General features: G+C 56.7%; 12 protein-coding genes. 3 read left to right on the top strand and 9 right to left on the bottom strand.

The genetic code is table 11. The features are described from left to right. Positions 1-15 precede the first annotated feature (15 nt). Entirely contained in the window at positions 16-945 is a 930-nt protein-coding gene (locus GTO89_RS04225; protein WP_161260826.1) for an L-lactate dehydrogenase, read from the top strand. A 92-nt stretch (positions 946-1,037) separates the two neighbouring features. Here GTO89_RS04225 and GTO89_RS04220 read toward each other — a convergent pair whose 3' ends face one another. Next, a complete protein-coding gene (locus tag GTO89_RS04220) occupies positions 1,038-1,712 on the bottom strand; it encodes a TerC family protein (protein WP_161260825.1) in 675 nt (224 codons plus the stop codon). Between the two features lie 82 nt (positions 1,713-1,794). Continuing rightward, positions 1,795-2,190 carry a TIGR04086 family membrane protein gene (locus tag GTO89_RS04215; RefSeq protein ID WP_161260824.1) on the bottom strand — a complete coding sequence of 132 codons (396 nt, stop codon included), beginning with the start codon at positions 2,188-2,190 and terminating at the stop codon, positions 1,795-1,797. A gap of 219 nt (positions 2,191-2,409) precedes the next feature. Here GTO89_RS04215 and GTO89_RS04210 point away from each other — a divergent pair, with 219 nt between their 5' ends. Together GTO89_RS04210 and GTO89_RS04205 are read left to right on the top strand one after the other, a co-directional pair. After that, positions 2,410-3,846, top strand: a complete 1,437-nt coding sequence (locus GTO89_RS04210; RefSeq protein ID WP_161260823.1) for a TolB family protein — start codon at positions 2,410-2,412, stop codon at positions 3,844-3,846. Positions 3,847-3,967: 121 nt separating this feature from the next. Further along, on the top strand, positions 3,968-4,120 hold the full coding sequence (locus tag GTO89_RS04205) for a hypothetical protein (RefSeq protein WP_161260822.1): 153 nt from the start codon (positions 3,968-3,970) through the stop codon (positions 4,118-4,120). Positions 4,121-4,285: 165 nt separating this feature from the next. Here GTO89_RS04205 and GTO89_RS04200 read toward each other — a convergent pair whose 3' ends face one another. The 7 genes from GTO89_RS04200 to GTO89_RS04170 all read right to left on the bottom strand — a co-directional run bounded on the left by GTO89_RS04200 (position 4,286) and on the right by GTO89_RS04170 (position 13,139). Further along, a complete protein-coding gene (locus GTO89_RS04200) occupies positions 4,286-4,837 on the bottom strand; it encodes a 2-oxoacid:acceptor oxidoreductase family protein (protein WP_161260821.1) in 552 nt (183 codons plus the stop codon). Then, on the bottom strand, positions 4,830-5,657 hold the full coding sequence (locus GTO89_RS04195; RefSeq protein WP_161260820.1) for a 2-oxoacid:ferredoxin oxidoreductase subunit beta: 828 nt from the start codon (positions 5,655-5,657) through the stop codon (positions 4,830-4,832). The genes GTO89_RS04200 and GTO89_RS04195 overlap by 8 nt, the downstream gene beginning before the upstream one ends. Next, complete coding sequence (locus tag GTO89_RS04190) at positions 5,658-6,803, bottom strand: 2-oxoacid:acceptor oxidoreductase subunit alpha (protein WP_235920229.1); 1,146 nt, start codon at positions 6,801-6,803, stop codon at positions 5,658-5,660. Continuing rightward, complete coding sequence (locus GTO89_RS04185; protein ID WP_161260819.1) at positions 6,800-7,015, bottom strand: 4Fe-4S binding protein; 216 nt, start codon at positions 7,013-7,015, stop codon at positions 6,800-6,802. Before GTO89_RS04185 ends, GTO89_RS04190 begins: the two co-directional genes overlap by 4 nt. A 321-nt stretch (positions 7,016-7,336) precedes the next feature. Continuing rightward, entirely contained in the window at positions 7,337-10,822 is a 3,486-nt protein-coding gene (locus tag GTO89_RS04180; protein WP_161260818.1) for a hybrid sensor histidine kinase/response regulator, read from the bottom strand. Positions 10,823-10,961: 139 nt separating this feature from the next. Further along, positions 10,962-11,288: an Hpt domain-containing protein gene (locus GTO89_RS04175; protein WP_161260817.1), complete on the bottom strand. Its 327-nt coding sequence runs from the start codon at positions 11,286-11,288 to the stop codon at positions 10,962-10,964. A 21-nt stretch (positions 11,289-11,309) separates the two neighbouring features. Beyond that, positions 11,310-13,139, bottom strand: coding sequence for a DUF2334 domain-containing protein (locus GTO89_RS04170; RefSeq protein ID WP_161260816.1), 1,830 nt, complete (start codon positions 13,137-13,139; stop codon positions 11,310-11,312). Positions 13,140-13,392: the final 253 nt, after the last annotated feature.

Here is a 13,392-nt window from a genome sequence, read left to right as displayed (position 1 = left end):
AGGTGAACTTTTGCCATGGATGTTCGCGTCTCTATCATCGGCACCGGCAATGTGGGCGCAGCCACCGCTTTCGGTCTGCTCAGCGCCTCGACGGTTTCCGAACTGGTCCTGGTGGACATCAACCGGAAGAAGGCTGAAGGGGAAGCCATGGACTTAAACCACGGCGTGTCCTTTGTGAGCCCCGTTGAGGTGGTTTCGGGCGACTACAGCGACTGCAAGGGCTCGCGCATCGTCATCTTCACCGCCGGCGCCAATCAGAAGCCGGGAGAAACGCGGTTGGATCTGGCGAGTAAAAACGCAGCCATCCTCAAACAGGCCATCCCTGAATTGATGAAGCACTGCCCTGACGCCATCCTGTTGATGGTGGCCAACCCGGTCGACATCCTGACCTATGTGGCCCTCCAAGTCAGCGGCCTGCCACACCGGCAGGTGATCGGTTCCGGCACCGTCCTGGACAGTTCCCGTCTCCGCTATACCTTGAGCCGCCATTTTGGTGTCGATGTGCGCAATGTGCACGCCTACATCGCCGGCGAACACGGCGACACAGAGGTGCCCCTCTGGAGCCTGGCCAACATCGCCGGCGCCGACCTGGATCACATCGAATTCTTCGGCAAAGCGCCCCTGGACCGTCAAGCATTGTTTGAAGAGACGAAAACAGCGGCCTATCACATCATTGAACGCAAAGGCGCCACCTACTACGCCATCGCCCTTGCCGTCCGGCGCATCTGCGAGGCCATCCTGCGCGACGAACACTCGGTGCTGACGATCTCGAGCCTCATCGACGGTCACTATGGGATCGACGACGTCTGCCTCAGCCTGCCGAGCCTCGTCCACGCCGGCGGCCGGGAACGGATCCTTGACCTGCCCCTGAGTGACGAGGAAGAAGGGTTGCTGCGGCACAGCGCAAAGGAATTGCGCAAGGTGCTGTCCGGACTTGGATTTTGATTATTAGACCGTTTATCGAGACACGATGGAGGCATACGGAAAGGCTGCTTGTTCTGAAAGCAGCCTTTCAACCGTTCGTGTCTTTTTTTCTTTCAACTCCCTTCGGCAGCCAATGCCCTGTCCCGGATCCATTTACCGACCAAGATGACTATCGCCGTTATCGCCAAGGGAACAAGATACTCCGATATGGGCAAGTGTTCCAGAAAGGGTCCCACGCTTTTGTCTTCAACAATCATCTTCCCTGCTGTCCAAGCCAGTATCCCGGAACCGACATAGACAAGCCAAGCATACCGTGAGAGCAGATTCGATAAAAAGGTGCTCCCAACCAAAACAATGGGGATACTCAATAACAACCCGAAGACGAGCAGATAGAAGTTTCCTTGTGACGCTCCGGCCACAGCGAGGACATTGTCGAGACTCATCAGGAGATCAGCGCCGAGAATCGTAAACAGCACTTTTTTGAAGTCATCAGTGGCCTCCTCCATGTTTTTCGTCTCTTTCTCCGGGTACAACAGCTTAAGGGCAATCCAGGCTAGCAACAGTCCGCCAACCAACTGGATCAAAGGGACGCGCAGCAACAAAGCCACTAGAAAGGTAAGGAGAATCCTCAAGACGACCGCCAGGGCAGCCCCCCAAAAGATCGCTTTTTTTCTGTACTCCTCCGGCAAGCCTTTGCTGGCCATCGCGATGACGACCGCGTTATCGCCGCTCAAGACAAGATTGATGACAATGATATTGAGGATACCCGCAATCATTCCCCAGTCCATGCGCGCCTCCGTCTCGTTTAATTCTGTTCTGCCGGTCAGGCTTCCAGAACTAGATTGCGCGGACATATATGGGGTTATTCCGTCACCGGCCGGCTCGGATCGTCCGTCCTCTCTCGATTGAAAAGGCGCCCAGCATGCCGCCTACGCCGCCCAGGGCCATTAAAGAAAGGGCGTCGAGACCAGCCGTCACGAGCGAATAGCTCCCTGTTACAGACCAAAAAAACATACAGAACAGCGCCAGCAACGCCCCAACAGAAAGTCCCTGCAGCCCCCCGCGCCTCTTGGCCAGGCGGGCCGCCCGATAACCTCCGGCGAGAGCCGCCGCCCCGAGCAGAAACATTATCCAGGGACTGAAAAAGTATACGGGACCCGACAACCGCCAGACGAGGATACCGGTGATCATCATCCCGACGATCAGGACTGCCGCCGCACGGAGCAAACCATATCGGATCGGCTTCCAGTGCCAGATAGAAGCCATTACGCCACTCCTCTCTTGTTCTGTTTCACTCGCGAAAGCTCCCCCTTCATCGCCGTTCCCTTTCGCCTATTTCCTTCTACACCCTATGATCAAAGGGGAGGAAACAGGACAAGCGCCACAAGTTTCGCTTTAATCGGCAGGAATTCGATAGCTTTTGTCTAATTCAGGTCTAGTCCAGACAGAATCTAAAATGTGGCCATCACCACCAGGAGGTCTTCCATGAAACGCCTTAAGCCCGGAATCCCCTTGCTTGCCGCCCTGCTCATCGTTGCCCTTGCTGCCTATAACCTCGCCACGAACAAGCGCTTCCCCTTGACGACGGCCGATAGCATCGTTCCCGGGCCGGACACCCAGTGGGTCGAAGCGAAGACCCTTCCGCCAGTGGACGTTCCCCCCGCCGGCTACCATCTTGTCGACCTGCGCGAGGTCTGTGACCAGGCGCTCGCTTCTTACACGGTTCGCACGCCCGGCCTCGGTGACTCAAAGCCGACGCCGGAGAAAAAAACGACCGATGCCGCCGCTAAGGACGAGATCCAATGGTCCAGCATCACTTTCAGCAACAAAAAAGAGCGCATGGCCTTCACCACGCGCAACAGTCTCTTTATCGTCAACATGAAAACGAAACAGTCGATCCGGTTGCACCGGTTGACCGATGACGACGGGACAGAGTTCTTCCCCGCCATCGCCTGGAGCCCCGATGACAACATGGTGACCTTTGGAACGATCACTCACCCGAAAGACGGGGGCGCCCTCACCTACACGGTCAGCCTGGCCCGCGTCAACGACGGCGAGGTCAAGAACATTCACCAGTCGGACAAGCGCCCCAACCTGCCCATCTGGTCGCCTGACGACAATTACATCGCCCTCGACAATCCCCTTTTCATCTATGAGGTCAAGACCAACAACCGCACCCCAGTCAGCATGGGCGCCGACCTCCGCTCCCCCCGCTGGTCGCCGGACAGCAGCTATCTCATTTTCAGCCAATACTCCTCACCGGAGCGGTGTGAGATCTATCGCTACGCCCCGGAGACAAGGGAACTGCTGAAGATGACCGACCTCGGCAAAGCTGTTGCGCCGATGGCCTGGCTCAAATACCCCTCGACGATCATTATGGAAACGGAAGTTACGGCCAATGGCATCGATACAGGCCGTCACCATGTCGGTGAGATCCGGCCGCACTCCGATAGCAGCATCCGCTGGCTTACCGGCTTTGACAGCGCCGAATCCAACCGTTTCCTCTGCGCTTCGCCCAACGAGCGACTGATCATCCTTCGCCAGTATCAGCCAGCGGCAGGCGCTGTATCGACAGGGTCCAAAGAAGGGCCTGTTCCTGCTGAAGCGGGAGCCAAGGTTTCCAACAGCTATGACCTGATCGCGGCCAACCGAGAGATCACCTCCTTCTTCGGCTGGCGACGGGTAAAACTCCATAACCTGCCCATCGACACCCGCTTCACCTACGCCTGGAATCGAGACAGCAAGCTCTTCTACATGATCGACGCCAAATCGGAAGGGACGTCAACGGCCGATGCGTCGAAATACGAGCTGTACCTCTTTGATTTCGACCAGATGACCCGGCAAAAGGTGTGGACATCGACGACGCCCCTGCGGTTGGTGGCTGTCGACGGGTACAACACGATTTATTACTGCCCCTATTGATTTCTTCATTTCACCGGCATGCCTTTTTCCGATCCGGCTCCGATGGAACCATTGTTTGACTTCTACAGATCTCTCAATAATTTGACCTCCCGGGGGTAAGCTAACGCTGGGAGGTGACCGCATGCACCACTGTTCAGGCTTCCGGAGGATGCACGCCAATGTGGCTCATTTGGCGATAGTGGCCTATATCGGCCTGGTTGCCTGGTTTATTCGGGAACTGCGGACCATCACCGACGCCGTCGTCGATATCCGCGAGGCGATCCGGCGCCGGTAGCCCTCCTGCCGCTTTGGCCAATGACAGCAGTCGAAGGCCAAAGCGGCTTTCTTGTGCGCAAAAAAGCCCTGTCACGCCTTAATCGGAGTCGTGACAGGGCTTCTCTAGTTGATCCACTCGGGTCGAGAGTGACCACGAGAAAAAAGGATTTACGGTGTTTTTGACTTAGGCGGCGTTCAACGCCTCTTCAATCGCCCGGAAACCGACGGCGATGGCCTTCAGGTTCATCTCCTCGGTCCCCTTGGGGATACGGGAAAGAACGGCTTTTTCCAGCGCTTCCCGGGAAACGACGCCAGTCAAGCCGACGATGACGGCCAGGGCAACGATATTGGCGACCACTTCACGGCCCACTTCCTGGCGGGCCAGACGGCTGATGTCGACAGGGTAAACTTTCCCCTTGGCTGGCTCGCAGTTTTTGATATAGGTGCTGTCAAGGATGACGATGCCTTCTTCCTTGACCTCATCGATATACTTCTTGGCCGCTTCCGGACTCATGGCCAGCAGCAGGTCAGCATCTTTGACTTTCATGTAGTCAATCCGGTCGCCAGAAATGATGACCTCGGCTTTGGAGGAACCGCCACGGGACTCGGGACCATAACTCTGGGATTGAACAGCATTCTTCCCATCGAGGATGGCCGCTTCGGCCAGGATGATCCCCCCGGTGATCAGACCTTGACCGCCGGTGCCGCCCAGTCGGATTTCCCAACTATCACGCATTGCTGTTGGCCTCCTTGAATCTCGAAATGATTTTATCGTACTGCTCCGTATACTCCGGAGCCGATACGTTGTGGAGGACGCCAGTAAGGATTTTGCCTTCCTTTTTTTCCAGAGGCAGCCGGTCAGCGGCCTCTTTGGACAAGCAATGGTCCTTTTGCCATTTGAGCATGTCGGCGGCGCTGCCCTGCTTGTTTTTGCGGCCATAGTAGATGGGGCAGGCAGCCAGAGCCTCCACAAAGGAAAACCCTTTGTTGGCGATGCCGGCGTGGATGATGTCGGTCAACTGGTGCGTGTGGAAGGAGTTGCCTCGGGCCACATAAGTGGCGCCGGCGCCGATGGCCAGGTTGCAGATATCGAAGGGACGCTCGATATTACCATACGGAGCGGTGGTTCCCTTTGCCCCTGTAGGGCTCATCGGCGAGTACTGTCCGCCGGTCATGCCATAGATGTTGTTATTGAAGAGGATCACATTGAGGTCAATGTTCCGCCGGGCCGCATGGATGAAGTGGTTGCCTCCGATGGAGGTGCAGTCGCCGTCACCGGTGATGACGAAGACGTTCAGTTCCGGGTTGGCCACTTTGACGCCGGTGGCAAAGGCAATCGCCCGGCCATGGGTGGTGTGCAGGGTATCGAAGTTTAAGTAGCCCGTCGCCCGGGAGGAGCAGCCGATGCCGGAAACGATGACCGTTTTGTCTTGATCGAGGCCAGCCTTCTGAATGGCCTCCACGATCGACTTGACGATAATGCCGTTGGAGCAACCGGGACACCAGATATGGGGGAGCCGGTTCGTGCGGAAATACTGTTCGATTTCGGCAAACACTTATAGTACCTCCTCGACCTTCTCCCGGATGGTGTCGGGAGCGATCATTTCTCCGTCGGCACGGCAGACGCCATAGACGGGGACCTGCCCTTCGACGGCGCTCTTGACCACATCGAGCACCTGGCCAAGGTTCATTTCCGCCACGATGATGGCCCGGGCGCCTTCGGCGACACGTCGAACGGCATCGACCGGGAAGGGCCAGAGGGTGATCAGGCGCAACAGGCCGACGCGCAACCCTTGGGCGCGCGCTTCGCGCACAACGTGGGCGGCCGAACGGGACACACAGCCGTAAGCGACGATGACGACATCAGCGTCGTCTGTCTCGATCTCTTCCACCATGACGATCTCATCGAGACCGCGTTCCACCTTGCGGTGCAAGCGATCCAGATGAGGTCCGACAACAGATGAACTGTTGGAAGGGAACCCTGTCTCGTCATGCAGCAGGCCAGTCACATGGAACCGGTATCCCTCGCCAAAGTTCGCCATAGGCGGAACCAGTGTATCATCAACAGGCGCGTAGGCCACATACTCGTCGGGAGGAAGGGCAGTCCTTTTCCGCTCGCTCACTTCCAATTCGCCAGGGTCCGGAATGGCCATCCGCTCGCGCATGTGACCGATGACCTCATCCAGCATGAAGAGAACGGGGATGCGGAACCGTTCGGATAGGTTGAAGGCCGTCACAGTGAGGTCAAAACACTCCTGCACCGAGTTGGGGCAGAGGGCGATGACGGGATGGTCGCCATGGGTTCCCCAGCGCGCCTGCATCACGTCTCCCTGAGCCGGCGCTGTCGGTCCACCGGTAGAGGGGCCGAGACGTTGCACGTTGACGACGACACAGGGAACTTCCGCGAGAATGCCGTAGCCCAGGTTTTCCTGCTTAAGCGAGAAACCAGGACCCGAGGTCGCCGTCATCGCTTTCGTCCCTGTCAAGGAAGCGCCGATGATGGCGGCCATACTGGCGATCTCATCTTCCATCTGGATGAAACGACCACCCACCTGGGGGAGCCGTTCGGCCAATACTTCCGCAATTTCCGTGGACGGGGTGATGGGATAACCGGCGTAGAACCGGAGGCCGGCATAGATGGCGCCTTCGGCGCAAGCTTGGTTGCCCTGCATCAGGCGGGCCTTGTTGGGTGCAGTGGTCAACTTTTCTTCCCCCCTGAGACAGAAATAGCGAAATCAGGACAATGATTTTCGCAAATCTTGCATTTCGTGCACTTCTTCGGTTGCGTGAGCGTGACTTTCCCCAACTCATCCGCGCCGAGGACTTTCGTGGGACAAAGGGTGTAACAGATTCCGCAGCCCTTGCACCAGGCAAGATTGATCTGAATAGGCGGCTGTTCGACGGCCGATGACATTCCATCACCTCATAATTCATATCAGAGCAAAATATTGTTTTTGAAAAGTTTTCCTAGACAATTCAGAATTTTTAATCCTGCCTCGTATACTCATTGTAGACGAAGGCATGATCGACTGTCAATTTAAGTGAAACTATATATTTTCTCGCTTCTCCCAATGATTGCTTAAAAGAAAAAAACGTTCCAAGGGTTTAGCCTACAGCAAATTTATCAAAGATAAGGTTCGCCTTTTGTCGCTTCAGATAAAAAAACCTGTCATTTTCGGTGAAATGCAACTGAAAACGACAGGTTTCTTCCATTATCAGGTTAATCCATCTTTTTTCAGGAGTTATTCGAAAAAGACAGCCATTGTTCCAATATTTCACGGAGTTTGTCGGGACGGATCGGCTTGGTCAGATAGTCATCCATGCCGGCTGCGAGACAACGTTCCCGGTCTCCTTTCATGGCGTTGGCTGTCATGGCGATGATGGGCAGGTGGCCTCCGCTCTCCTTCTCCCGGCGCCGGATGGCTTCAGTCGCCCCATATCCATCCATGTCCGGCATCTGGCAATCCATCAGCACCAGCGAATAGGGACGGTCCGCCACAGCCGCAAGGGCCTCCCGTCCCGTGGACACAGAATGGCCCTGATAACCCAGCCGTTTCAACAGAAGCAGGGCCAACTTCTGGTTCGACCGGTTGTCCTCGACGACCAGGATTTCTCCCTTATGCGACGACGATGGGTCGCCAATCTCCGCCGCGATCGGTTCCGGTTGCTGCCCTTGCCAGTTTTCCTTGTCCCTCTGCTGATCTTCTGGCATCACTGCCTTCGCCAGAGAGGCGGCGAATTTCGCTCCTTTTACCGGCTTGATCAGGTAGTCGAAAAAACCGGCGTCCCGCGCCGCCTCTCCCCGCTCCCGTCCGTCGATTTCGATCAACAGGATGAAGGCGGAACGTCGGTCGCCTTCTCTGTAGCGAAGGGCTGTTTCCAAGAAGCGCTGATGGGGCAGCGCATCATCGACAATGACAAAATCAAAGGGCGCCTGCGCCTCACTGGCCTCTCGCAACCGTCTCACCGCCTCGTCCTCATTGCCGACACAATGGCAATGGAGACCCCACGCCTGGCCGTAGCGGGTCAGCGTGACGCCGGTTCCACCTTCGGCGATAATGAGCAGCCTTTTTTCCCGGATGACGGCTGGCGCTTGCGCCGGTTCTGCCTCTGCGGCAAAGGGAAGGGTAAACCAGAACTGCGCCCCCCGCCCGTATTCGCTTTCCACGCCAATCTCCCCACCCATCCCTTCAACGATGCGGCGAGATATGGAGAGACCAAGGCCGGTGCCGCCATACTTGCGCGTCGTCGACCCGTCGGCCTGGGTGAAGGGTTGAAACAATCGCTGCCGCGCCACCGGGGAAAGACCGATGCCTGTATCGATCACATCAAAGCGCAGGACATGAGATGACCCGTCGACCGGTGTGATCAGGATGGTGACACCGCCCCGTTCCGTAAACTTGACGGCATTCCCCCCCAAGTTCAACAAGACCTGGCGCAACCGACCCTCATCGCCATGGAGCACAGCAGGGATGGCCGGATCGACGAACAAGCTCAGCGCCAATTCTTTTTTTCGCGCCCCCGCCGCCAAGATGTCGGCGATGCTTTCCACTGTATCGGCGAGATGAAACGCTGCTTCATCGAGGGTCATTTTCCCGGCTTCAATTTTCGAAAAGTCCAGGATATCGTTGATGATCCGGAGCAACCCTTCTGCCGATTGATGAACGATCTCGGCAAAATCACGCTGTTGCAAATCCAGATCTGTCTCCAGCAAGAGTTCGTTCATGCCGATAATGGCGTTCATCGGCGTTCGGATCTCATGGCTCATATTGGCCACAAATTCCGATTTGAGCCGCGACGCCTCCAACGCCTGATCACGCGCTCTCGCCAATTCATCCTCCGCCCCTTTGCGCTCGATAAAGCCACCGATGCCGGCGGCCATCGCTGCGAGAAGCGTCTTATCGTAGGCGGTCCAATTGCGCTCGCGGCCGCAATCATCAAATCCGATAAAGCCCCAGCAGTCTCCGCCGGCGACGATGGGCACCACCAGGAATGACTGCACCCCTTGCGGAATAAAGACTCGTTCTTCTGCCGCGGAATAGGTCCGGCGACTCCCACTGATCGGCTGCCCCGCCACAAGGGCGTCGCGCCAATTGAGGAAACCATGGGCGCTGTAGGAGAAATTCTGCAACTCAGGATTATCGATCTGTGGCGAAACAGCATCCCTTGTCCACTCGAAACGCTGGCTGATCGCCCAATCTCCAAGTTGGGGATGGATATGGTGTTCAAAAATGTAGACGCGATCAGCGCCTGCCGCCTGACCCAGGCTGGCGAGGGCCGACTGGATGGCTTGGTTGTAGTCGCTGACCGTCAACAACCGCTGAGAGCCTTCCGCAACGCCCTGCACCAGGACCGCATGCTCCCGCAGTTTTTCCGCCGCCCGGCGGGTAGACCATAGGGCCTTGAAGAAAATCTCCACGACGCCAAACAAGGCCAGCGTGGCGATGATCGAAACCATCCGGTAACCGGCGATGGTCATTCGCCACTGGCGGTCACTCACATCCATGCCAAAAACGGCCACAACCTTATCTGTCGTATGATCGCGGATCACAGCGTGACCTGTTACCCAGGTTCCCCAATCGTCTTGCAGCGGTCCCTCGACAAAAGCCTCACCGGTGTCGAAGCTCTCCTGCAACTGCGGTGACACAGTGGCGTACCTTTCTCCTGGCGGTGAGTAGTCCTCCGAACTCTCCGGCTCCGAATCAAGAAAAAAGAACAGCCCCTCTTCGTTTTTCCCTAAGAGGTAGACAAAACGGGCATCTTCGTTGGCTCCTCGCATAGCGATAACCCGTTCCCGCAGGGAACGGTATTCGGGATTGTCCAGATCAGACTCTGTCGCCGAAAGACGGGCCACCATATTCCCATCAATAGCTGCCGCGGCTGTCTTCGCTCGCTTCAGGAGGTTTTCGCGAGCATGACCTTCACCGACATCGCCGATCATTTCTGTAGCGAACCAGCCGCTCAGAAGCAACAGGTAGAGCGCGGCCAGAGGACGCCACCAACCATACTTTCCCGTGGTCATGAAGGGGCGACGCTCCCGCCCATGAACCAACCAGGCATACCACCCGAGAAAAGAGACCGCTCCCATGGCCGGCAACAGTTGCAAGGCCGCAATGGGTATCCCGATGACAGCGATCAGAGACGGCAGACTCGGTCGATTTCCAGTGAAAAAAACCACCAGCGCAATAAAGGCCAAAAGAGCCTGCAACAGGAGGAAGCCGGCCACGCCAAACAAGGCGCGGGCCCTTTGCCGCTCTTCCTCTCGGGCGCAACGACCCAAAGCCCAGGCGGCGGCTAACCATACCAAGAACATCAAACCGTAGCGCGCAATCACGGTTAAGCCGGCCATGCCGGCGCTCATTCCAGCCATGACGAAGGCTGTGATCACCAAAATGGCGGACAGGAAGTCAACTGGAGTCGTCCGCGTCGATCCCTTTTGCTGGGACAAGCCGCTTTTAACAAAAAGGACAAGCGAAATGAAGGCGGTCAACGATAACAACAACCGCCCAGCAGCCAAGGGGGTCGTATCGCCAAAATCCCAAGCGATCAGATCCAGCCATGTGGATAAACCGAGGGAAAAACCATACAACCCAAAATAGCCCCAGGAAAACTGCCGGTTTTCACTCTGACGCAGGTTCCCTGCTACAGACACCAACATGATCAGACCGAGGCCGTAGCTAAAAAGAATGTAGTCCTGTTCGCGCGACAAAAATGATATCATGCCGGAACCCGCCTTTCGGGACCACTGATGATCAAAACAATGATGCAGTTGCTTCTATGCTAGCACATTGCAGCGCTTTTTTCATGATTTCCGCCGTTTTTACATGAAAGCAGTTCCTTTTCCATCAAAAAAACGATTTCTACCGTGGTTGCACCATCCTCTTGATCTGAACCAGTTCATCCCGGAGAAGGGGAAATTCTCGATGGATCCGATCCCAATCGCCTGTTGCGGCGCAGGCCTCCAGGGTTTTCGCCCTTTCGCCCACTTCATCTATACGAAAATTGAAGGCAGACCCTTTTAAATCGTGAAAGAGGGCTTTCAGCGCCTTCTCATCCCCTTTGGGCAGCGCAGCGTCGATACCCGCCAGTGATTTCTCGGCCTCTTCGAAAAAAATCTCGAGGACTTCCCGAAACTCCTCGGGCGACAGCAGCAACGATGCTGCAGCCTCCTCCAGCACAAAGCGCATCTTCCCTACCTCCCTTTTTGTTCATTGCTTTTTCTGTGCCTTCGATTGGAATGGAGTCGAAGACACAGCGTCTACCAACCTTGTGCCGATGACCAGAATGCCTGTTGACAGAATCAGCGCAGTCAAGATAACTCCGGTCAGCGGCAGCGCATCGGCTGCCCCTGCTGCCACCTTTCCAAGCAATAGACTGGGAGCAGGGTTCACGGCATCGCCGTTCACGATGGGATCGGAGAAAACAGCCCTATCGTCGATCGCGCCGATCGCCCGCTCCGGCGATGCGGAGGGAAGCACCTCCCGAACCGGGAGGCTCCGGGCGTCAAGGAAGGTAAATCCCTGGTGGCGCAAACCATCAACCAGTTGCGCCAGTTGCCCGCTGTCCAGAAAAGAGTGGAAAAAGGCGCCGACGGCGCAGTCGCGCACCAGGGCGACCTCATCGGCCGCTTCCAGCATCGGCGCTACCGGATCGGCCTGGCGATAATCGAAAAAGCCGATATTCTCCGGTATCACCTGATAGCCGTTCCGGTCCTTTTTCAAGAGATAGGGCACCTTCTGGGTCAGCCTGGAATAACCGGCGATCTGCGGACAGCCGACGAGCAGATCGACCCGATCACGCAGTTGGCGATAGGTCTCGGCCTGCATGGCATAATGGGGAACGGTAATGCCCAGGGGACGCAAACCGAGGGCGCGCAGATCATTGATGGCGCGATCCCACCGCATCTCCGCCCAATCGAGATAGCGCCGCGAGATGACCGGTCGTTCCCCATCGGCGTCCCAGAACTCAAAACCCCAACCGGTCTCCGTATCCCCCACCTGGTGGGTCAAACCATGAACGAGGATCGTGCCGCCGGAAGCCTCCATATATCGAAGGGCATCAACCATTTCCGGGCGTTCCGGCAGTGTTACTCTTTCCCCCGTTTTGGGGTTTATATAGACGGGAACCACGGTGACCATAAAAGGAATGTTCCGGCTTTTCAGCGTATCAGCGAACTGGCGCAGCATCTCGGGCGAACGCAAGGGATGAACGTCTTCAATGCGCAAGCTGGCCCAACGCTTCCCTTCCGGAGGATGTCCCAAAAAATCAAAGAGTTGATCGGCCACCAACAGATACGCCTGGCTGTTCAGATCCGTATTGGCCACATACCAGAAGCGGTGAACCTTCAAACCAAAAGGGTACCGCCCCTGGGGGCAGTCGGCCCAGGCCCAAACATCGCTCTCGGCGGGGTTTTCCTCAACCAAGTTCCACTGGACCGGATGATCCTCACCCAGCCGTTTGTCCTTGTAGGTGTAGGTGATCGTCTGTCGCTCGGAAAGACGAGTCTGCCAACGAGGACCGCCAACGACAGCCAGTTGCCCGATGTTGCGCCCCAGCCACATGACCGGTCCTTGGGAACGGGTTACGTCTCGCAACAGGGCGCGGGGCACTTTCTCCGTGTAGGCGCCCATGTAGACGAAAGCATCGTAACGGGCCAGATCGCCTTCTTGGTACTCCCCGCTGGTGCGAAGGGTCACCTCGACGTCAAAGTGACCGAGGAGGTTTTGCAACATGACAGGCCAATCGCGCTCCTGCCAGGGCAGGGTGCCTCGCAGAAGTCGCGGCGTCGGGTAGACGACAAGGACCGTCTTGGCCGTCTTGATCGCTTCCCCTTGGGGAGCGTCGATCGCGCCGGATCCTTCGGCGGTAATGGCGAATCGCCCCATAAAGATCAGCAAAAAAAGCATCGCTGCGGTGGCGAAAAGGCGGTATTGCTTGTAGGAGGCGCTCAAAATATCACCTGATTGCTGTGTCGTTTTGTTCATGACGGGAGGGAGCTTGCTCAGCGGCTTGGGGCTTTCCTTCCCTTGCAATTCCATGCGACGGGGAAAAAACCTTCTTTCTTACGAGAGAAAAATGGGCCCATGCGCAGGGGCGCTTTTTCGTCATCGCTTTTGCATGGACTCCCGCCCTTTCGCCCATACTATCCCCGAAAATGGATTGACGAATCGATTTGAATCAAAAAAGGGGGTCTATGATGCAAACGCTTCGAATCGGTGGAAAAGCGGGGCTCCTCCTGCTGATCCTGTCGATGCTGCTTTTCCCGTGGCCTGACAGCGAGCCATCGTTGCC

The sequence above is a fragment of the Heliomicrobium gestii genome, from assembly GCF_009877435.1.
GTDB classification, from domain to species: Bacteria; Bacillota; Desulfitobacteriia; order Heliobacteriales; family Heliobacteriaceae; genus Heliomicrobium; species Heliomicrobium gestii.
Note: the sequence above shows the minus strand (reverse complement) of the source record. Positions and strands in the feature narration are given on the sequence as shown.